We start from the raw sequence: 21,636 nt of genomic DNA, 5'->3' as shown, positions 1-21,636 counted from the left end.
AGATACTGATCTTTTGTACATTGATGTTGTATACTGATGGGCGGCCGCTGTTTTAATGACCAGAAGACGCACCTTTTCCTTATCAATATAGGCGTCAGCTTCATAAGTGGCACCGTATCCACTCCCTCTCGGTTACTCCCGCCGAACAAAAAAGCACCCCTGCACAACAGGAGTACTTTTCACCGCTAAACCATCCGCTTCGCCTTCTGCGTATTCGCAAAATGCAGCTTTGTAAACTGCCGCAGGGCAGTTTCGCCTTTTTTTCTGATCAGCTTTGCCGCCGCTTCGTCGACGAGCGGTCCGGCGCCTTTCGGAAGCGGGAATCCGGCTTCTTTTGACAGCTTATCCATCTCCATTAAAAATGAATAGCGGGCGATGATTGAAGCCGCGGCGACGGAGAGGTGGATGCCTTCCGCTTTTGTGCTGAAATATGTGCGTTCTTTGATGGCGGTCTTGCCTGCCAAGTGTTTAAAATAGACGGCCGGCTCGGCGAACTGGTCGATCAAAATGGCCTCTGGGCGTATGCCGTCCATTTTTTTGAGCAGATTCGTGATCGCCTGGTTGTGCAGGAGGGCTTTCATTTTTCCCTGGCTCATGCCTTTTTGCTGCATCTCATTGTATTTTTCATTTCTTAAAACGAGCAGGCTGTAGGGGACCGTCTTGATTAAATCGCGTGCGATTTGGATGATCTGCGGGTCCTTTAAATGCTTTGAATCTTTGACGCCCAGCTCTTTTAAAAGAGGAAGCTTTGTTTTATCGGCGTATACGCACGCGACTGTCATCGGACCGAAATAATCGCCTGTTCCGACTTCATCAGAGCCGATCACAGACATGGAGCCGATGCCTTCAGGCGGCTGATAGACGGACGGGGCGCTTTTTTTGGAAGCGGGCTTTTTTTCCGCCGGTGCTTCGGCCGCAGCCGCCCAGCGCTCAGCTTCTTTTTCGGCGTTTTTTCCTTGGAACAAAACCTTTCCTGAGCGATATGCTGTAATGGTGCAGCCTTGGGGTTTGGCCTGGAAAACCGCTCCCTGCACCGATTGGGAGGTCAAATCAGAACGGTAGTGGTCCTGCATTCGTTCAATAACGGGATAGGGAACTTTTAAAACGGAATGTGACACGGTTCAATCTCCTTTTTCAGCTGATAAAACAGGCTTTATCAACATTTTTATAAGTGTATCATAACAGCGGAGGGCTCGTCTTTCCATTCAATCTGTAATCATGTTATGATATAGACTAGGATTCTCGCACAAGTGGAATGGAGGAGAAACGTTGTCTGATGGTCGTAAAACAAAAACAACAGTTGACATCTACGGTCAGCACTTCACAATTGTCGGCGAAGAAACGAAGAGCCATATGAGGCACGTTGCTTCAATTGTGGATGATAAAATGAGAGAAATCAATGAAAAAAATCCGTATCTTGATATAAATAAGCTTGCCGTTCTGACCGCTGTGAACGTGGTTCACGATTACTTGAAGCTGAAGGAAGAGCTTGAAAGATTAAAAGGACAAATTAAAGAAAAGGATTGAACATCACGATGTTAGATATCATCATTATCATTTTGCTTTTGTCCGGTCTGTTTATCGGATTGAAAAGAGGGTTTATCAGGCAGTTTATCCGTCTGATCACGTTTATCGCCGCGATCGCTGTAGCCGGAACCTATTACGGCGATCTTGCGCCGAAGCTCGGCTGGATTCCGTCTCCGGATTTTTCAGGCGGCCAGGCGGCGCTCGCATTTGTGAGCGGGAGTATTGAAGGCGCCTATTACAACATGATCGCGTTTCTGATTCTCTTTTTCCTGACGATCATCCTGCTTAGAATTGCCGCATCATTTCTGGACGCAGTGGCAAGCATTCCGATCATTAAGCAAATCAACCAGATTCTCGGGGCTGTGCTCGGTTTCGCCGAGATTTATTTATTTGTGTTTGTCGTCTTGTTCATCGGTGCGCTGCTGCCGATTGATGCGCTGCAAAGCATGATGTCGAACTCGGTATTGGCCGATTTGATTATTCATAAAACGCCGTATCTGTCAAACATGCTCAACAATCTGATGAATGAGTACGGGTCTTTGTAAAACTTCTCTGCTTTAAGGGAAGTTTTTTTCAGTGAAAGAGTTGTCGAAAGGCGGCTGTTTGTTGTCGGAACAGCCAAAAATTTGTATGATTGAAACAGGATGTATACGGGGAAACAAGAGGTGAAAAAAGTGAACAAAAAAGATGTTATCAGATTGCTTGAAACGATTGCGATATATATGGAACTGAAAGGGGACAACCCGTTTAAAACATCAGCGTTCAGAAAGGCCGCGGCGGCGCTTGAACAGGATGACCGCAGCCTCTCGGAAATTGATGATATGATGTCTCTTTCCGGCATCGGCAAAGGGACATACGCCGTTATCAAAGAATATATGGACCACGGTGTGTCCGGCACGCTTGAACGGCTGCAAGAAGAGGTTCCGGAAGGGCTTGTGCCGCTGTTGAAGCTTCCCGGCCTTGGCGGTAAAAAGATCGCCAAGCTGTATCAGGAGCTGGGCGTCTGTGATGCGGCTTCCTTAAAAGAAGCCTGCGAACAGCAGAAGGTTCAGGGGCTTGCCGGATTCGGGAAAAAAACGGAAGAAAAAATCCTCCAAGCTTTGGGAGAAGCCGGAAAACGCCCTGAACGGTACCCGATCGCGGTCGCTTTGGCCGTCGCCGATGTGATCGAAGAGCAGCTTAAAGGGCTGCCGGGCCTCGTGAAATTCTCGCGGGCAGGGAGTTTAAGACGGGCTAAGGAAACCGTGAAAGACCTTGACTATATTATGGCTGTCACTGATCCGGCCCTTGTTCGCGACGGGCTTTTGAAGCTTTCCAACATCAAGGAGGTCATTGCCAGCGGAGATACAAAGGTGTCATTGACTTTTTCCTTCGAAAACGAAATCAGCGCCGATTTCCGGCTTGTAACCGAAGAACAGTTTTCAACGACACTCCATCATTTTACAGGATCAAAAGATCATAATATCAAAATGCGCCAGCTCGCCAAAGAAAGAGGCGAAAGGATCAGTGAATACGGCGTCGAAAACGTCGAAACGGGTGATATCCGGACATTTTCAAGCGAAAAAGAGTTTTTCGCCCATTTCGGACTTCCGTTTATTCCGCCGGAGCTGAGGGAGACGGGAAAAGAAGTCGAGGAATACAGCGATGATCTCGGGCTGATTTGTGCGGAAGATATTAAAGGAGACCTCCATATGCACTCGGCGTGGAGCGACGGCGCGTTTTCGATCAGGGAAATGGCTGAAGCCTGCATGGCAAAAGGGTACCGTTATATGGCGATCACCGACCACTCGCAATATTTAAAAGTGGCAGGCGGCTTGACTCCGGAAAGGCTGCGCATGCAGGCGAAAGAAATTGACGAACTGAACAAGGAATTTAGCGATTTTCACATTTTTAAAGGCGTTGAGATGGACATCCTGCCTGACGGGACGCTTGACTATGATGATGAACTGCTGAGCGAGATGGATCTTGTCATCGCATCAATCCATTCGAGCTTTTCACAGCCGCAGCATGTCATCATGAAGCGGCTCGAAAACGCGCTGAAGAATCAGCACGTTGACATTATCGCCCATCCGACGGGCCGGCTGATTGGAAAAAGAGCCGGCTATGAAGTGGATATTGACCAGCTGATCGAGCTGGCGAAAAAAACGAATACAGCGTTGGAGCTGAACGCCAACCCGGCGCGGCTTGATCTGAGAATGGAACATTTGATCAAAGCGAATGCCGCAGGGGTGACACTGGTCATTAATACGGATGCCCACAATACGGCGATGCTTGATGATATGACAACAGGCGTTACGGCAGCGAGAAAAGGATGGACAGGGAAAGCGAACGTCTTGAATGCCCGTTCCTTTGAAGAAGTCCAAGCCTTTTTGTCGCGCCATCGAACTTAAGGAGGTTTAATTGATTTTGCAGCAAAAAGCGCTATCAGCACTTGAATTTCATAAAGTAAAAGAACAGCTAGCAGAGCATGCGGCCTCTTCTTTAGGGAAGGAGATGCTTTTTGAGCTCAAGCCCTCGGTTTCACTGGAAGAAGTCCGTAAGCTGCAGGAAGAAGTCGATGAGGCGGGGACCGTGCTGCGATTAAAAGGCAGCGCCCCGTTCGGCGGCCTGACAGACATTAGAAAAGCGTTGCGGAGAGCTGAAATCGGCAGTCTGTTAAGCCCTGGGGAGTTTACGGAGATTTCGGGGCTTTTATATGCCGCCAAACAGATGAAGCATTTTCTTGAAGGTTTGTTTGAGGACGGCGTGGAGATCCCTTTTCTGCATCAGTATGCGGAACAGCTGATTCCGCTTTCTGAGTTGGAAAAAGACATCAATTCTTGCATCGACGACCACGGAGAAGTGCTTGACCATGCGTCAGAAACACTGCGGGGAATCAGGACGCAGCTGAGGACCCTTGAGTCAAGAATCAGGGACCGGCTGGAAGCGATGCTGCGGTCTTCTTCCGCACAAAAAATGCTCTCGGACACGATTATCACGATTCGAAACGACCGCTTCGTCATTCCCGTGAAACAGGAGTACAGATCAAGCTACGGGGGAATTGTGCATGATCAGTCATCCTCCGGGGCGACCCTGTTTATCGAACCACAGGTGATCGTGGATATGAACAACTCGCTTCGCCAGGCAAAGGTCAAAGAAAAACAGGAGATCGAACGGATTCTGCGGATGCTGACAGAAAAAACGGCAGAGCATACGGACGAGCTTTTTCACGATGTGAACATCCTGCAAACCCTTGACTTTATTTTCGCCAAAGCGAAATACGCAAAAGCGACAAAAGCGGTTAAACCGGCTGTCAATGCCGACGGCTATGTGCGCCTTATCCAAGCCCGCCATCCGCTTTTGCCCCAAGGTGAGGTCGTTCCCAACGATATCGAGCTCGGCGGAGAATACACAGCCATCGTGATCACCGGACCTAACACAGGGGGGAAAACGGTGACGCTGAAAACGCTCGGGCTCTTGACGATTATGGCGCAGTCCGGACTGCATGTGCCGGCCGGGGAAGGCTCGGAAACCGCTGTGTTTGACCAGGTGTTTGCCGATATCGGCGATGAACAGTCGATCGAACAGAGTTTAAGTACATTTTCTTCACATATGGTGAACATTGTCGATATATTGCAGGACATGACGGAAAACAGCCTTGTGCTCTTTGATGAACTCGGGGCCGGAACAGATCCGCAGGAGGGGGCGGCCCTTGCGATCAGCATCCTTGACGAGGTCTGTCAGACGGGCGCCCGCGTGATTGCCACGACTCACTATCCCGAGCTGAAAGCATACGGCTATAACCGCGGCGATGTCATCAATGCGAGCGTAGAGTTTGATATTGAAACATTGTCCCCGACCTATAAACTGCTGCTCGGTGTGCCGGGCCGAAGCAATGCCTTTGAAATTTCGAAGCGCCTCGGTCTGCCTGATCATTTGATCGGCCGTGCCAAATCCGAGATGACGGATGAGCACAATGAAGTCGATACGATGATCGCCTCCCTTGAAGACAGCAAAAAACGCGCCGAAGCAGAGCTTGCCGAAACCGAAGCGATCCGAACGGAGGCCGCGGCCCTGCACCGCGACCTGCAGAAGCAGCTCAGCGAATGGCAGGAGCAAAAAGACAGGCTCTATGAAGAAGCTGAGAAAAAAGCGGCCGAGAAAGTCAAGGAAGCCATGCGGGAAGCAGACGAGATCATCCAGTCGCTGCGCATGATCAAAGAAGACCATAAAGCGTTTAAAGACCATGAATTAATCGAGGCGAAAAAGCGTCTTGAAGAAGCCGTGCCTTCGTTTGAAAAGACGAAAAAGCCGGCGAAGAAAACAACGGATAAGCGCACCTTGAAGCCGGGGGATGAAGTCAAGGTTTTGACCTTTGGCCAAAAAGGGACACTGCTTGAAAAAACGGGTGCAGATGAATGGAATGTGCAAATCGGCATCCTGAAGATGAAAGTGAAGGAAAAGGATCTGGAGTTTGTGAAATCGGCGCCGGAGCCCGAAAAACAAAAATCGATTGCCGCTGTCAAAGGCAAGGATTATCATGTCTCACTTGAGCTCGACCTCAGGGGAGAACGGTATGAAAACGCGCTTCACAGGGTTGAAAAATATTTGGATGATGCGGTGCTGGCCGGATATCCAAGGGTGTCGATCATCCATGGAAAAGGAACAGGCGCTCTGAGAAAAGGCGTTCAGGACCTGTTGAAATCCCACCGCAATGTGAAAAACTCCCGGTTCGGCGAAGCGGGAGAGGGAGGATCAGGAGTCACCATTGTCGAATTAAAATAAAAAAGGGAGTCTGGAAAGCATGAAACAGTTTTGGGAAAACGACCTCGTCGAAATTGCCGCCTATTACAGTGTTTCCGTTCTTTGCCTGGTGATCTTTTTGTCTGTCTTTGAGCTTGTCACCGCATATAAAAATTGGGAACAAATTCAAAAAGGGAACTTGGCTGTGGCGATGGCCACGGGCGGAAAAATTTTAGGCATCGCCAATGTGCTGCAAAAATCGATCAGTCAGCACAATTCTCTGCTGCAAATGATGGGATGGGGATTATTTGGTTTTATGCTGCTGCTCATCGGCTATTTCATTTTTGAATTTTTGACGCCGCGTTTTAAAATCGACAAGGAGATTGAAAATGACAACCGCGCCGTCGGCTTCATCTCATTCGTCATCTCTGTCGGTCTGTCATTTGTCGTAGCCTCCGGAATCTAAAGGGGATCAGCATGGAAAAATTAGCGAAAATCCTGTTTTGCACAGCAGGGATATTTATGATCATCGGCTTTATCTATATTGTGTTTTATATGTAAGAAGAATGCCGCCCGGTACATGGTTTCCGGGCGGCTTTTTTGAAAGTTGAAAAAATCATTACTTTCTGAATATTGTTTTGCTATACTGAAATTGAGACTATATTTGTTAAAGGGGGGCTCCTATGCCGACTGAAAAACCGTGGCTGCTTCATTATCCTGAACAAATTCCTCATGACCTGGAGTTTCATGATCAAACGCTCCAATCCATCCTGCAGCAATCCGCCCAACAGTTTTCTGAAAAAACAGCCATTCACTTTCTCGGAAAGAAGCGATCCTATCGGCAGGTATACGAGGAAGCTTTAAAAATGGCAGACTATTTATGGTCCCTCGGCATGAAAAAAGGAGACAGGGTATCGATCATGCTGCCGAACTGTCCACAGGCGGTTATCGCCTATTACGGGGTGCTTTTCTCAGGAGGCATCATCGTCCAGACAAATCCTCTTTATACAGAAAGGGAGCTTGAACATTTGCTTCAGGACAGCGGAGCGGAAATCATCATCACGCTCGATGTGCTGTATCCGGCGGCACATAAAATGAAAGCGTTAACAAATTTGAAGCATATCATTGCAACAAGCATTAAAGAATATCTGCCTTTTCCTAAAAACCTGCTGTATCCGTTTGTCCAAAAAAAGCAGAACCAGATGACGGTTGAAATCTTCGAAAATGACACGACCCACCTTTTTCGCACAATCATGAAGCGCCCGGCTCCCGACGATCCGCCAGCCATTGATATTGATCCCGCACACGACATTGCCGTCCTTCAGTATACCGGAGGCACCACAGGGACGCCAAAAGGCGTGATGCTCACCCACCGCAATATATTAGCCAATATGGAAATGTGTGCCGCCTGGTTTTACAAATTGAAAAAAGGCGAAGAAAAAGTGCTCGGGATCATTCCGTTTTTCCACGTATACGGAATGACGGCGGTCTTAAACTTCACGATCAAGCAAGGTTATGAAATGGTCCTTTTGCCAAGGTTTGACGCGCGTACGGCGCTGAAGACGATCGATAGAGAAAAGCCGACCATATTTCCGGGCGCACCCACGATTTATATTGCTCTCTTGAACCATCCCGAGATCCATCAATATGATCTTTCATCGATTAAATGCTGTTTAAGCGGATCAGCCGCGCTTCCAGTTGAAGTCAAGCAGCAATTTGAAAAAGTGACGGGAGGAAAGCTTGTTGAAGGATATGGATTATCTGAAACATCCCCGGTCACCCATGCCAATTTTATTTGGGATCTGAATAAAGCGGGAAGCATCGGCTGTCCATGGCCGGGCACGGATGCCGCCATCTATTCGGATGATGCGTCCGGTTTTCTCGAGCCTTATGAGCATGGAGAAATCGTCGTCAAAGGTCCTCAAGTGATGAAAGGCTATTGGAACAATGATGAAGAAACCGCTGCTTCCCTCAGGGATGGATGGTTTTTTACCGGGGACATCGGGTACATGGATAAAGACGGTTTCTTTTATATTGTCGACCGCAAGAAAGATGTGATCATTGCAGGAGGGTTTAACATCTACCCGCGCGAAATCGAAGAGGTGCTCTATGAGCATGAGGCCATTCAGGAAGCCGTTGTCTGCGGCATCCCTGACGAATACAGAGGAGAAACCGTTAAAGCCTTTGTTGTTTTAAAAGATCATGCTACAATAACGGAGAAGGAATTGGACGAATATGCCAGGTCCCGTCTGGCGCCCTATAAAGTTCCGAAAGTGTATGAGTTCAGGGACGAACTCCCGAAAACGGCGGTCGGGAAAATTTTAAGACGAGCGCTGGTCCATGAGGAAAAGGCAAACGTATGAACAGCGGAGTCTGCCGTCGATTTTGGCGGCATGCTTTTATGTAAGGCTCTGAAGAAGGAATTTCATGTTCTGATCTTGACAAAGCCTGCGGATTTATTTACGATTAAATCATGAATGAATCCTCATTCATTAATGTGAAAGGAACGAAGCCAATTGAAACAGAAGAGACCAAAGTATATGCAGATTATTGATGCAGCTGTCATTGTGATTGCAGAAAACGGATACCATCAGGCTCAGGTTTCCAAGATTGCCAAGCAGGCAGGTGTGGCCGACGGCACCATCTATCTTTATTTCAAAAACAAAGAGGACATTCTCATCTCACTGTTTAAAGAGAAAATGGGCCAGTTTATCGAGCAAATGAACGAAGAAATGAAAGCGAAAAATTCGGCGACAGAGAAGCTGTCTTTGTTCATCAAAAAGCACTTTCAACTGCTGAGCAGCGACCGGCACCTGGCGATTGTCACCCAGCTTGAGCTGAGGCAGTCCCATCGCGAGCTGCGGCTGAAAATCAATGAAATATTGAAAGGCTACTTAATGATTTTGGAAGACATCATCACAGAAGGAAAAGAAGCGGGCGAATTCAAAAAATCGCTCGATGTCCGCTTAGCGAAACAGATGATTTTCGGCACAGTGGATGAAACGGTGACAACCTGGGTGATGAATGACCAAAAATACGATCTGCCTCATTTGGCAGACAGCATTCATGAATTGCTGATACATGGCTTCAGCGAAACGAAGAAAGAGGGGGAATAAACATGGCAACATTACAAACATCCATAGACGGACATGTCGCTGTCATTACGATCCAGCATCCGCCGGCCAATGCGCTTTCATCAAAAGTCCTTGAGGATCTTTCGGCTGCTCTTGATGAACTTGCCGAAGATCAACAGGTCAGAAGCGTCATCATTCACGGAGAAGGAAGGTTTTTCTCAGCGGGTGCCGATATTAAGGAATTTACATCATTGATGGATGGATCTGATTCTGCCGGTCTTGCAGATAAGGGTCAGCAAATCTTTGAAAAAGTGGAGTCTTTTCCAAAGCCGATTATTGCCGCCATACATGGAGCTGCCCTCGGAGGCGGGCTTGAACTCGCAATGGCCTGTCACATCCGGATTGCCGAGGAAAATGCCAAGCTCGGCCTTCCAGAGCTGAACCTTGGCATCATTCCGGGATTCGCCGGTACACAGCGCCTTCCGAAATACGTAGGAACAGCGAAAGCCCTTGAGATGATCGGAACATCAGAACCGATTACCGGGAAAGAAGCTTTTGATTACGGCCTTGTCACCATTTTGGCCGCCGATGAAGCTGAAGTGCTAACGAAAGGAAAAGAGCTGGCGCAAAAATTTGCGGAGAAAAGTCCGCAAACCATGGCTTATGTCATCGAGCTTTTGAATACCGGCAAAGTTTACTCTTATGAAGGCAGCCTGAAGCTTGAGGGCAAGTATTTCGGCGAAGTCTTCCAGTCCGAAGATGCGAAGGAAGGGATTCAGGCGTTCCTCGAAAAGCGGAAGCCGCACTTTAAAGGGAAATAACAAGCGTGAAAACAAAGGGGATGAAAAGAGCATGAACATTTATGTCTTAATGAAACGCACGTTTGACACAGAGGAGAAAATTCAGATAGAACAAGGGGAAATCGCAACCGACGGAGCGGAATTCATCATTAATCCGTACGACGAATACGCGATTGAAGAAGCGCTTCAGCTTAAGGAACAGCACGGCGGCGAGATTACGGTTGTCACGGTCGGTGAAGAGGAGTCTGAAAAAGAGCTCAGGACGGCGCTTGCGATGGGGTGTGACAAAGCTGTGCTGATCAATATCGAAGACGATTTGGAAGAAGCCGACCAATATACGGCGTCCCACATCCTCTTTCACTATTTGAAAGAGAAGGAATACGACATCATTCTCGGAGGAAATGTGGCGATTGACGGGGGCTCAGGACAAGTAGCGCCGCGCTTGGCTGAATTGCTTGGAATCCCGTGCCTTACAACGATCACTAAGCTTTCCGTAAGCGGCAGGGATGTTGAGGCAGAACGCGATGTAGAAGGCGATCTTGAGGTGGTGCAAACGACTCTGCCGATCGTTGCCACCGCTCAGCAGGGATTAAATGAGCCCCGCTATCCGTCTCTTCCGGGAATCATGAAGGCGAAGAAAAAGCCGCTTGAAGAATTGGAGCTGGATGATCTCGATGTGGATGAAGACGATGTCGCCAGTAAAACGAAAACAATCGAACGGTTTTTACCGCCGAAGAAAGAAGCCGGGAAGATTCTTGAAGGGGAGCCAAAGCAGCAGGCAGCAGATCTTGTGTCTCTTTTGAGAAGCGAAGCGAAAGTGATTTAAGGGGAGTAGCACGGTCATCAACATACAGGGGGAAATGATATGAGCAAAAAAGTTATCGTATTGGGAGAATGCCGGGACGGCACATTAAGAAACGTCACCTTTGAAGCGATAGCCGCTGGAAAAACGATTGCCGAAGGGGGAGAGGTGATCGGTATCCTGGTCGGTGAAAGCGTTTCAAATCATGCGGATGATATGATCCGCTACGGCGCCGACAAAGTGCTGACAGCCGAGGATCCAATGCTGAAACACTACACATCGGACGGCTTCGCACAAGCGATGATGCCGATTCTGGAAAAAGAAAAACCGGATGCGCTCATCATCGGCCATACATCAATGGGAAAAGATCTGTCTCCAAAGCTTGCGGCCCGTTTGGGAACAGGGTTGATTTCAGATGCCATCGATGTCGAGGTGGCAGGCGGAAACGCCGTGTTTACACGGCCGATCTACTCTGGAAAAGCGTTTGAACGGATCATTTCTGAAGACGAGATGATTTTTGCGACGATCAGGCCGAACAATATCGCACCGCTCGCGAAAGATGACGCGCGCACCGGAGCTGTTGAAAAAGCCGAAGTCAGCATCCAGGACATCAGAACGGTGATCCGCGATGTCGTCAAAAAAACGTCTGAAGGCGTCGACTTGTCAGAAGCGAAAATCATCGTTGCCGGCGGACGCGGTGTGAAAAGCGCAGACGGGTTTAAGCCGCTTCAGGAGCTCGCCGATGTGCTCGGCGGCGCTGTAGGCGCTTCAAGAGGCGCGTGTGATGCGGACTACTGCGACTATTCGCTGCAAATCGGCCAGACCGGAAAGGTCGTCACACCGGACCTTTACATCGCCTGCGGCATTTCGGGAGCGATTCAGCACCTTGCCGGGATGTCAAACAGCAAAATCATCGTCGCCATCAACAAAGATCCTGAAGCCGACATCTTCAAAGTCGCCGATTACGGCATTGTCGGAGACCTGTTTGAGGTCGTTCCGCTTTTGACGGAAGAATTTAAAAAGCTGAGTGTCAGCACTTAAAAAAGCCGGCCTGATCGCCGGCTTTTTTGATCGCACATCTTGACGGCCGGACAAATAAAATGGGATATATGTGCATGTGTAAAACACGGCCTGATGGGGAAACGTATATTCAAGCATTATGTTAGCGTGAACCAAAGGGAGATGCTATACTAAAAAGCATAATTTCACAATTGGAGGAATGAAAGAATGGCTATCGTAAAAGCAACTGATCAAACTTTTTCAACTGAAACAAGCGAAGGCGTAGTCCTTGCCGACTTCTGGGCTCCTTGGTGCGGACCTTGCAAAATGATTGCGCCAGTCCTTGAAGAGCTGGATCAAGAAATGGGAGACAAACTGAAAATCGTCAAAATCGATGTTGACGAAAACCAGGAAACAGCCGGCAAATACGGCGTCATGAGCATCCCGACTTTACTCGTACTAAAAGACGGTGAAGTGGTTGAAACATCTGTCGGATTTAAACCGAAAGAAGCGCTTGAAGAACTGATCAACAAGCATTTGTAAAATATAGAACGAGAAAAGGCGATTCCCAGGGGATCGCTTTTTTCTTAGCAGCTCCTCCAATTGTAGTGAACGTGTGGTCGGTCATGATAAACTATAAGAAGAAAAACGCCGAAATAAGGAAGGATTTTTGATGAACAAAACAATCAAAGAAAAGCTTGCCCTTCTTCCGGATCAGCCGGGCTGCTACTTGATGAAAGACCGGCAGGAGACCGTGATCTATGTCGGGAAAGCGAAAATCTTAAAAAACAGGGTCCGCTCCTATTTCAGCGGCTCCCATGATGCAAAAACACAGCGGCTCGTCAGCGAAATCGAAGACTTTGAATACATCGTCACATCCTCGAACATCGAAGCTCTCATTCTGGAAATGAATTTAATCAAAAAGTACGACCCGAAATACAATGTGATGCTGAAAGACGATAAAAGCTACCCGTTTATCAAAATCACCAATGAGCGCCATCCGAAGCTGATCGTGACGCGGAAAGTCAAAAAAGATAAAGGCCGCTATTTCGGTCCTTATCCAAACGTTCAGGCCGCAAGGGAAACGAAAAAGCTGCTGGACCGTCTCTACCCGCTCAGAAAATGCGCCAAGCTGCCCGACCGCGTCTGTTTGTACTATCATCTCGGGCAATGCCTGGCACCGTGTGTCTATGACGTGTCTGAAGAGACAAACAGGCAGCTCACTGAAGAAATCACACGCTTTTTAAAAGGCGGCTATAACGAAGTCAAGAAAGAGCTTGAAGCCAAAATGCTCGAAGCATCTGAAAACCTCCAGTTTGAACGGGCGAAGGAATACCGCGACCAGATTGCCCACATCGAATCGACGATGGAGAAGCAGAAAATGGCGATGAACGATATGATCGACCGCGACGTATTTGCCTATTCGTATGATAAAGGCTGGATGTGTGTACAGGTCTTTTTTATCAGGCAAGGGAAGCTGATTGAAAGAGACGTCAGCATGTTTCCGCTGTATAGGGAAGCGGATGAAGAATTTTTGACATTCATCGGCCAGTTCTACTCGAAAAACAATCACTTCCTTCCGAAGGAAATTTTAGTGCCCGACAGCGTAGACAGGGACATGATCGAGGAGCTTTTGGACGTGAAAGTTCACCAGCCGAAAAGGGGACAGAAAAAAGACCTCCTGCTTCTCGCCCATAAAAACGCAAAGCTCGCCCTGAAAGAAAAGTTTTTGCTCATCGAACGCGACGAAGAGCGGACGATCGGTGCGATTGAAAAGCTCGGCAAAGCGCTGGGCATCTACACGCCGTATAGAATTGAGGCGTTTGATAATTCGAATATTCAAGGAGCGGATCCGGTTTCGGCCATGATCGTCTTTCTCGACGGAAAACCGCATAAAAAAGAGTACCGGAAATATAAGATTAAGACGGTTGAAGGGCCTGACGACTACGGTTCAATGCGCGAGGTCGTTAAAAGAAGGTATACAAGGGTGCTGAAAGAAAATTTGCCGCTCCCTGATTTGATTTTGATCGACGGGGGAAAAGGACAGGTTTCAGCAGCGGTCGACGTGCTTGAAAATGAGCTTGGCCTTGACATCCCGGTGGCCGGCTTGGTGAAGGACGACAAGCACAGAACATCGAACCTCTTGATCGGTGATCCGCTTGAGATCGTTCAGCTTGAACGGAACAGCCAGGAATTTTACCTGTTGCAGCGGATCCAGGACGAAGTGCACCGGTTTGCGATCAGCTTTCACAGGCAGCTCAGGGGAAAAAGCGCTTTTCAATCGGTGCTGGACGGGATACCGGGTGTCGGCGAGCAGCGGAAAAAGCTGCTGTTAAAACATTTTGGCTCCGTCAGAAAAATGAAGGAAGCGACTGTCGAAGATATCCGCAGTGCCGGAATTCCGCTGAAGACCGCACAGCTGATTATAGAGGCCTTGAAAAAATAACGTTGAATTTTTAAAAAGAATCTGATAGAATTTGTACTAATTTCATAATAAGATCGTGTTATATGGTGAAGATAGAGGTGCGAACTTCAAGAGTAGGCTTTCGGAGAAAGATGGATTTCAAAGAAGGAAGCTGAAAGGGGAGCGTCGCCGAAGCGGGTAAAAATCCATTCGTTTTATCTGCTGGCTTTACATTGAACAAATGTGGGGCTGTCAAGAAAGTCATTTTCTTGGAGAGCTATCTCGTTGTTTTAGATCATCGGCTGTTTTTGTTGATTCAAGCAATGAGGGAATTCTCTCATTGCTTTTTTTGTACGCTAAAACCGTACAAGCCGGAAGATCAAGGCTTTCCTCTTCATACATAAACGTGCACGAACGAAAACAAAAAGGGTGGTATTTGATGGGTCTCATCGTCCAAAAATTTGGCGGAACTTCCGTCGGATCAGTGGAAAAAATTTTGAATGTCGCAAATCGGGTCATCGAAGAAAAAAAGCGGGGGCATAACGTCGTCGTCGTTGTTTCCGCCATGGGAAAATCGACGGATTCCCTCGTCGCACTTGCCAGGGAAATCACAGATCAGCCGAGCCGGCGGGAAATGGATATGCTGCTTTCCACAGGAGAGCAGGTGACGATTTCTTTATTAACAATGGCTTTAGAGGAAAAAGGGTATGATGCGGTTTCATATACAGGCTGGCAGGCCGGCATCGAAACCGAAAATATTCACGGTAACGCAAGGATTACGAACATTGATACAGACAAGCTGAAAGAGCGCCTGAATGAAGGGAAAATCGCCGTTGTCGCCGGATTCCAGGGCACGACAGCGGAAGGCGAAATCACAACGCTCGGCAGAGGCGGATCAGATACGACAGCCGTTGCCCTCGCAGCAGCCCTGAAAGCCGATAAATGCGATATTTACACCGATGTACCGGGGGTTTTCACAACCGATCCCCGCTATGTGAAAACAGCGCGGAAGCTTGCCGGAATCTCCTATGATGAAATGCTTGAGCTTGCCAACCTTGGAGCAGGCGTCCTGCACCCGCGAGCCGTCGAATTTGCAAAGAACTATCAGGTGCCGCTGGAAGTGCGCTCAAGCATGGAAAAAGAAGCAGGCACATTAATCGAGGAGGAATCATCCATGGAGCAGAATTTAATCGTAAGAGGAATTGCATTTGAAGATCAGATCACACGCGTGACTGTATGCGGCCTGGCGAGCGGCCTGACGACGCTGTCAACGATTTTTACAACGCTCGCTAAACAGAACATCAACGTGGACATCATCATTCAATCGGTGACAGCCACAAGCAAAACGTCGATTTCTTTCTCAGTGAAAACGGAAGACCTGTCCAGAACGGTAGAAGTGCTTGAAGAATACAAAGACGCGCTCGACTACGAACAGATCGAGACGGAAAACAGGCTCGCCAAAGTGTCGATCGTCGGCTCCGGCATGATCTCAAACCCGGGCGTAGCCGCGGAAATGTTTGCGGTGCTGGCAGAGAAGAACATCCAGGTCAAAATGGTGAGCACGTCCGAGATCAAAGTCTCCACCGTCATCAGTGACAGCGACATGGTGAAAGCTGTTGAAGCGCTTCATGATGCGTTTGAACTATCGAAAATAAGCGTGGCTGCCAAATAAAAATAATCCTAGAGCTCTCTCTAGGGTTTCTTTTTTTGCCCGAGGGCGGGGTGTGCTACAATTACCATAATAAGGGCGGAGAAAGGAATTACATTATGACTGCATTAATACATACAATAGGTCCAGTGTTCGTGGCAGCTATTGCCAGCATTGTTGTACATGAGCTGGGGCACGTTCTTTTCGGATGCATCGTCAGGCATCATGTACAATGGCTGGCAGTCGGACCGTTCATCATGTTTAAAAATAAGAAAATAACATTTCGATGGAAACACAAATATTTTGGCGGCGCAGTTTTTTTATATGGTAAATCCATTAAAAACAAAAAAACGTATCAAAAAGAAAAGGGGAAATTCGTCGCGGGTCTGCTGGGTGGTCCACTCACAAGCTTTTTGACGGGATGGATCTTTCTGAACTTTATACCTCATCATGAATATGCTTTATATTTTGGCATGTTCTCATATGTAATAGGGACAGTCACATTGTTATTTACGGACGGATTGGCTGTATTGTCGATTTTAACCAATAGCCTGTATGCAAAACTGCATTTTCTGAACGTGGAATTGCTGTCATATAAAACGGAGAAGCAATTTGATTTTTTGCTGAAGGAATTGGAGGAAGAACTGCAGCAAGAGAAGGATGCCTCCATTGGAAAATTGAGCCTGACCTGTCTGCATGCATTGTTTTTTTATTTATATTTTATGCAAGTGAAGTTTGATATGGAGAGCCGCAAAAGGCTCGAGATATTTCAAAATGTCTTGAATGAATTAGAAGCGGAAGGGCTCGGCTCCATTAAAAATAAACAAAAAAGGTCTGTTCTGAACGCAATTGCTTATTTGGAAGAAATCAATTTATTGATAGAAAATAACAAAGAAGAGACAGGGAAGCTGTATTCAAAGCTGATTGCTGGAGATGACGACCGTTTAAACAGGCTGAAGCGCAATTCCATCATCGATCATGATGATAAGGCAAAAGATCTGTATATTAACGAATTAAGCTCTGACATTTTTAAACGCAATACATTGCTTCTCAAAATTGAAGAACAATTTATACAGAAAGCGAGGGAACACATACACAAAAATCAAGATTCTGCATGACGATAACATTGTTGTTGGAAGACTGTGGACATTGTCAACAGCCGATTGAATAAGCGCGCGTTGATTTAGGCTTTATTGAAAAAGGCTGCTGAAAATGCAGCCTTTCGATTATCATGCCGGATCTTTCATATCCCATTTGACTGTCAACACAACTTTTCCGGCTCTTTTTTTTACCTGCTCATACGATTCGGCAATATGCTCATTCAACAGCTGGACCTGCTCGGCGATAAACCCGGCTTCAAGCTGGAAGCAGGGCTCTTTCTGATATTTGAGGCGATTGGAGACCAAAGGGCCTTCCAGTTCAAATTCGAGCTCCTGCTTTTTTGAATGGACGATCGCAAGCGTTCCCCAGCCTGCATCATGAAAAAATCCAGGGATATCCTCCCATGAATCAAGCGGGAATTTGCGGGCCAAGTTTTTGCCGGCCCAATACATCATATCTGCGTACTCTTGTCCCAGCATATCGGGAAGCAGCACTTCCCTGATCAGCTCATATCCATATGCGGAGACTTCCAGATCTTTTAATTGCGCTAAATTTGCTTCATATTTGTTCATTGTCCAATGTCTCCCCTCTTTCCTCCGTTTATTATAGCCCAAACGGGGGGGAAGATGACAGCGGAGAGATGCGTTTGAAAAGAAAAAAATCTGATATATTTATATTTTGATAAAATAAAATTTTCAAAAATATGATTAAATTTTAGAAAATTTCAATTTATGTACGCGTTTTCTTGACGCCTATTTCTCATAGGAGTAAAATGAAATTGTCATAAAAACTTAACAAAGTGCGATATTTGAAACAGGACGGGGGATAGGAGACCATTCATTTTTACGGCACTTTTCAACTAGGGGGTTAAGCAATGGCCGGGAACAGAGAATTTGTGTATCGAAGACTGCATTCTTTGCTTGGCGTTATACCGGTGGGCATTTTTTTGATTCAGCATTTAGTTGTCAACCATTTTGCGGCAAGCGGAGAAGAGGCGTTTAACAATGCCGCTCATTTTATGGAAAACCTGCCGTTTAGGTACGCTTTGGAAATCTTTGTGATTTTCCTTCCGCTGATTTACCATGCCGTTTATGGTGTGTACATAGCGTTTACAGCGAAAAGCAATGCGGGCAGATTCGGATTTTTTAGAAACTGGATGTTCGTTCTGCAGCGTGTCACAGGAATCATTACGTTAATTTTCGTCAGCTGGCATGTCTGGGAAACGCGGATCGCCGCCCAAATGGGGGCTGAAGTAAACTTTGACATGATGGCTGATATTTTGAGCTCCCCGATCATGCTCGGCTTTTACATTGTAGGTGTCCTCTCAACAATCTTCCACTTTTCAAACGGTTTATGGTCGTTTGCGGTTACTTGGGGAATTACCGTTTCTCCGCGTTCGCAGCGAATCGCTACGTTTGTGACAATGGGAGTCTTTGTTGTGCTGTCCTATGTAGGGCTGAGAGCGATTTTGGCATTTGTGTAAAAGAACTAGATTACTAGAGGGAGTGGGGCTGGCATGAGCAATTCAAGCATCATCGTTGTCGGCGGAGGACTTGCGGGTCTGATGGCGACCATTAAAGCTGCGGAAGCAGGAACAAATGTAAAATTATTTTCCATCGTTCCGGTAAAGCGCTCACATTCTGTATGTGCGCAGGGCGGAATCAACGGTGCGGTCAATACGAAAGGTGAAGGCGACTCTCCGTGGGAGCATTTTGACGATACGGTATACGGCGGCGACTTTTTGGCCAACCAGCCGCCGGTCAAAGCAATGTGTGAAGCCGCGCCTTCGATCATCCATCTGCTCGACCGCATGGGCGTCATGTTCAACAGAACGCCGGAAGGGCTGCTCGATTTCCGGCGTTTCGGAGGAACGCAGCACCACAGAACGGCGTATGCTGGTGCAACGACAGGACAGCAGCTTTTGTATGCGCTTGATGAACAGGTTCGCCGCTATGAAGTCGCAGGGCTTGTTTCAAAATATGAAGGCTGGGAGTTCCTTGGAGCGGTGCTTGACGATGACGGCAAGTGCCGAGGGATTGTCGCTCAGAATTTAACGACAATGGAAATCGATTCTTTCCGTTCGGACGCCGTCATCATGGCATCCGGCGGACCGGGCATCATTTTCGGAAAATCGACGAACTCCATGATCAATACGGGATCAGCGGCTTCGGTCGTCTATCAGCAGGGAGCGTATTACGCGAACGGAGAATTCATCCAGATTCACCCGACGGCGATTCCGGGGGACGACAAGCTCAGGCTGATGAGCGAATCGGCGCGCGGTGAAGGAGGACGAGTCTGGACATACAAAGACGGTAAACCTTGGTATTTCCTTGAGGAAAAATATCCGGCATACGGAAACCTCGTCCCGCGCGATATCGCGACACGCGAAATTTTCGATGTCTGCGTCAGACAGAAACTCGGAATCAACGGCGAAAACATGGTTTACCTTGATCTTTCCCATAAAGATCCGAAAGAGCTTGACATTAAGCTTGGCGGCATTATCGAAATCTATGAGAAATTTATGGGCGACGACCCGCGCAAGCTGCCGATGAAAATTTTCCCTGCGGTCCATTACTCAATGGGCGGCTTATGGGTTGACTATGATCAAATGACGAACATTCCAGGGCTGTTTGCCGCGGGAGAGTGCGATTATTCCATGCACGGAGGAAACCGCCTCGGGGCGAACTCGCTCTTGTCCGCCATCTACGGCGGCATGGTGGCTGGTCCAAATGCGGTGAAATACGTACAAGGGCTGGAAGCATCCGCCGAGGATTTATCTTCCTCTATTTACGATGCCTATGTCAAACAAGAGGAAGAAAAATGGGCGGACATCATGAAGATGGACGGCAAAGAAAATGCCTACGTCCTTCACAGAGAGCTTGGCGAGTGGATGACCGACAATGTGACGGTTGTGCGCCACAATGACAAGCTTCTGCAGACGGATGAAAAAATCCAGGAGCTGATGGAGCGCTATCAGAACATCGATATTAATGACACGGCAAAATGGAGCAACCAAGGCGCTGTCTTTACCCGTCAGCTGAAAAACATGCTGCAGCTGGCAAGGGTGATCACGCTCGGTGCATACAACAGGAACGAAAGCCGCGGAGCCCATTACAAACCGGATTTCCCTGAACGAAATGATGAAGAATGGCTGAAAACGACAATGGCGAAACATGCAGGCGATACTGAAGCTCCAAAATTCCATTATGAGGATGTCGATGTTTCATTAATCGCGCCGCGCAAACGGGATTACTCGAAGAAAAAGGTGGCGAAATCATGAGTGAAAATAAGACAATCAAGTTTATCATCACTCGTCAGGATACGGCAGATTCCGACTCTTATCAGGAAGAATTTGAACTTGCTTACCGTCCGAACATGAACGTCATTTCCGCTTTAATGGAAATCAGAAGGAATCCGGTTAATGCAAAAGGGGAAAAAACAACGCCGATTGCATGGGATATGAACTGCCTTGAAGAAGTATGCGGCGCTTGCTCCATGGTCATTAACGGAAAGCCGAGACAATCGTGTACTGCGCTGGTCGATAAGCTTGAACAGCCGATTCGTCTCGAACCGATGAAAACATTCCCCGTTGTCCGCGACCTTCAGGTCGACCGGAGCCGGATGTTCGATTCGTTGAAGAAGGTTAAAGCATGGATTCCGATCGATGGCACATACGATTTGGGTCCTGGACCGAGAATGCCTGAAAAGAAACGGCAGTGGGCTTATGAACTGTCAAAATGCATGACATGCGGCGTTTGCCTTGAAGCTTGTCCAAACGTCAATGACAAAACGAACTTTATCGGACCTGCTCCGCTTTCACAGGTACGCTTATTCAACACTCATCCGACAGGAGCGATGAACAAGTCTGAGCGGCTTGAAGCGATTATGGGAGACGGCGGACTGGCGGAATGCGGAAATTCGCAAAACTGTGTGCAGTCATGTCCGAAAGGAATTCCGCTTACGACATCAATCGCTGCTTTAAACAGGGATACAACCGTGCAGGCGTTTAAAAACTTCTTTGGAAGCGACAACACAGAATAATTGGAAAACGCACCTCTTCAGTTTGAAGAGGTGTTTTCATGATGAAAAGGGGATGGAAAACATTGAAGCTGCCGGAATATATTGAGGAACCGTTTGAGAAATGGTGCCGGTCATTTTCTTTTTTTGATGAAGTGTCCGTCCGCTTTTCGGAAACGGATATGTTCGGTCATATGAACAATGTGACACCGTTTATTTATTTTGAAGAAGCACGCATTTCTTATTTTAAACACCTTCAGACAATGGATCGTCTTGGAGAGAGCCGGACGATTCCCGTTGTCGCCAGCCAGCAATGCGATTATTTTCGGCAGGTGATGCTGCACGAGAATTTAAAGATCGGCGTCAAAACGGCAGCTGTCGGCAATGCCTCGCTTACGCTTCACTACTTGGCGATTAATGACGCCGGTGAGCCGTGTTTCACCGGAAAGGCTGTCATGGTGCAGATTGCAAAAGATACAGGGAAGCCAGAAAACTGGACAGATGAACAAAAAGTGAAATGGCTTGGGCATTAACTCATTTCC

20 protein-coding genes and 1 riboswitch are annotated in these 21,636 nt (G+C 47.6%); of the genes, 18 read left to right on the top strand and 2 right to left on the bottom strand.

What is annotated here, in order from left to right; translation table 11 throughout:
* Positions 1–185: 185 nt before the first annotated feature.
* Positions 186–1,118, bottom strand: a complete 933-nt coding sequence (gene rnhC / locus ACINLD_RS16735) for a ribonuclease HIII (RefSeq protein ID WP_026588183.1) — start codon at positions 1,116–1,118, stop codon at positions 186–188.
* 151 nt (positions 1,119–1,269) lie between these two features.
* Between rnhC and zapA the strand changes: the two genes are divergently transcribed.
* From zapA to ACINLD_RS16665, 14 genes are all read left to right on the top strand, one after another.
* Positions 1,270–1,527, top strand: coding sequence for a cell division protein ZapA (gene zapA, locus ACINLD_RS16730; RefSeq protein WP_026588182.1), 258 nt, complete (start codon positions 1,270–1,272; stop codon positions 1,525–1,527).
* An 8-nt stretch (positions 1,528–1,535) separates the two neighbouring features.
* Positions 1,536–2,072, top strand: a complete 537-nt coding sequence (locus ACINLD_RS16725) for a CvpA family protein (RefSeq protein WP_026588181.1) — start codon at positions 1,536–1,538, stop codon at positions 2,070–2,072.
* Between the two features lie 129 nt (positions 2,073–2,201).
* Positions 2,202–3,917, top strand: coding sequence for a DNA polymerase/3'-5' exonuclease PolX (gene polX / locus ACINLD_RS16720; RefSeq protein WP_410207092.1), 1,716 nt, complete (start codon positions 2,202–2,204; stop codon positions 3,915–3,917).
* 16 nt (positions 3,918–3,933) lie between these two features.
* A complete protein-coding gene (locus tag ACINLD_RS16715; protein ID WP_077737187.1) occupies positions 3,934–6,291 on the top strand; it encodes an endonuclease MutS2 in 2,358 nt (785 codons plus the stop codon).
* A gap of 19 nt (positions 6,292–6,310) precedes the next feature.
* A complete protein-coding gene (locus ACINLD_RS16710) occupies positions 6,311–6,715 on the top strand; it encodes a DUF350 domain-containing protein (protein WP_026588178.1) in 405 nt (134 codons plus the stop codon).
* Between the two features lie 217 nt (positions 6,716–6,932).
* On the top strand, positions 6,933–8,612 hold the full coding sequence (locus ACINLD_RS16705) for a long-chain-fatty-acid--CoA ligase (RefSeq protein WP_026588177.1): 1,680 nt from the start codon (positions 6,933–6,935) through the stop codon (positions 8,610–8,612).
* A 153-nt stretch (positions 8,613–8,765) separates the two neighbouring features.
* Positions 8,766–9,365: a TetR/AcrR family transcriptional regulator gene (locus ACINLD_RS16700; protein ID WP_026588176.1), complete on the top strand. Its 600-nt coding sequence runs from the start codon at positions 8,766–8,768 to the stop codon at positions 9,363–9,365.
* Positions 9,366–9,367: 2 nt separating this feature from the next.
* Positions 9,368–10,144 carry an enoyl-CoA hydratase gene (locus ACINLD_RS16695; RefSeq protein WP_026588175.1) on the top strand — a complete coding sequence of 259 codons (777 nt, stop codon included), beginning with the start codon at positions 9,368–9,370 and terminating at the stop codon, positions 10,142–10,144.
* 31 nt (positions 10,145–10,175) lie between these two features.
* Positions 10,176–10,949, top strand: coding sequence for an electron transfer flavoprotein subunit beta/FixA family protein (locus tag ACINLD_RS16690; RefSeq protein ID WP_026588174.1), 774 nt, complete (start codon positions 10,176–10,178; stop codon positions 10,947–10,949).
* Between the two features lie 39 nt (positions 10,950–10,988).
* Positions 10,989–11,966, top strand: coding sequence for an electron transfer flavoprotein subunit alpha/FixB family protein (locus ACINLD_RS16685; RefSeq protein WP_026588173.1), 978 nt, complete (start codon positions 10,989–10,991; stop codon positions 11,964–11,966).
* A gap of 186 nt (positions 11,967–12,152) precedes the next feature.
* A complete protein-coding gene (gene trxA, locus ACINLD_RS16680) occupies positions 12,153–12,467 on the top strand; it encodes a thioredoxin (protein WP_026588172.1) in 315 nt (104 codons plus the stop codon).
* A gap of 130 nt (positions 12,468–12,597) precedes the next feature.
* Positions 12,598–14,370: an excinuclease ABC subunit UvrC gene (uvrC, locus tag ACINLD_RS16675; RefSeq protein ID WP_026588171.1), complete on the top strand. Its 1,773-nt coding sequence runs from the start codon at positions 12,598–12,600 to the stop codon at positions 14,368–14,370.
* Between the two features lie 64 nt (positions 14,371–14,434).
* A riboswitch (Lysine riboswitch) is annotated at positions 14,435–14,616 on the top strand.
* Between the two features lie 151 nt (positions 14,617–14,767).
* Entirely contained in the window at positions 14,768–16,000 is a 1,233-nt protein-coding gene (locus ACINLD_RS16670) for an aspartate kinase (protein ID WP_410207091.1), read from the top strand.
* Positions 16,001–16,095: 95 nt separating this feature from the next.
* A complete protein-coding gene (locus tag ACINLD_RS16665; RefSeq protein WP_026588169.1) occupies positions 16,096–17,094 on the top strand; it encodes a site-2 protease family protein in 999 nt (332 codons plus the stop codon).
* A gap of 111 nt (positions 17,095–17,205) precedes the next feature.
* On the opposite strand, the gene ACINLD_RS16660 is transcribed toward ACINLD_RS16665, so the two are convergent.
* Positions 17,206–17,649, bottom strand: a complete 444-nt coding sequence (locus ACINLD_RS16660; RefSeq protein WP_026588168.1) for a YslB family protein — start codon at positions 17,647–17,649, stop codon at positions 17,206–17,208.
* Between the two features lie 302 nt (positions 17,650–17,951).
* Between ACINLD_RS16660 and ACINLD_RS16655 the strand changes: the two genes are divergently transcribed.
* From ACINLD_RS16655 to ACINLD_RS16640, 4 genes are all read left to right on the top strand, one after another.
* Positions 17,952–18,560 carry a succinate dehydrogenase cytochrome b558 subunit gene (locus ACINLD_RS16655; RefSeq protein ID WP_026588167.1) on the top strand — a complete coding sequence of 203 codons (609 nt, stop codon included), beginning with the start codon at positions 17,952–17,954 and terminating at the stop codon, positions 18,558–18,560.
* Positions 18,561–18,593: 33 nt separating this feature from the next.
* A complete protein-coding gene (gene sdhA / locus ACINLD_RS16650; RefSeq protein WP_026588166.1) occupies positions 18,594–20,357 on the top strand; it encodes a succinate dehydrogenase flavoprotein subunit in 1,764 nt (587 codons plus the stop codon).
* Positions 20,354–21,118 carry a succinate dehydrogenase iron-sulfur subunit gene (gene sdhB, locus ACINLD_RS16645; protein WP_026588165.1) on the top strand — a complete coding sequence of 255 codons (765 nt, stop codon included), beginning with the start codon at positions 20,354–20,356 and terminating at the stop codon, positions 21,116–21,118. The genes sdhA and sdhB overlap by 4 nt, the downstream gene beginning before the upstream one ends.
* 62 nt (positions 21,119–21,180) lie before the next feature.
* Positions 21,181–21,627 (top strand): acyl-CoA thioesterase, encoded by a 447-nt coding sequence (locus tag ACINLD_RS16640; RefSeq protein WP_026588164.1) that lies wholly within the window; start codon positions 21,181–21,183, stop codon positions 21,625–21,627.
* Positions 21,628–21,636 lie beyond the last annotated feature (9 nt).

It is taken from the genome of Bacillus sp. z60-11 (assembly GCF_046464135.1).
Taxonomy (GTDB): domain Bacteria; phylum Bacillota; class Bacilli; order Bacillales; family Bacillaceae; genus Bacillus; species Bacillus sonorensis_A.
This window is presented reverse-complemented; position numbering and strand designations above follow the sequence as displayed.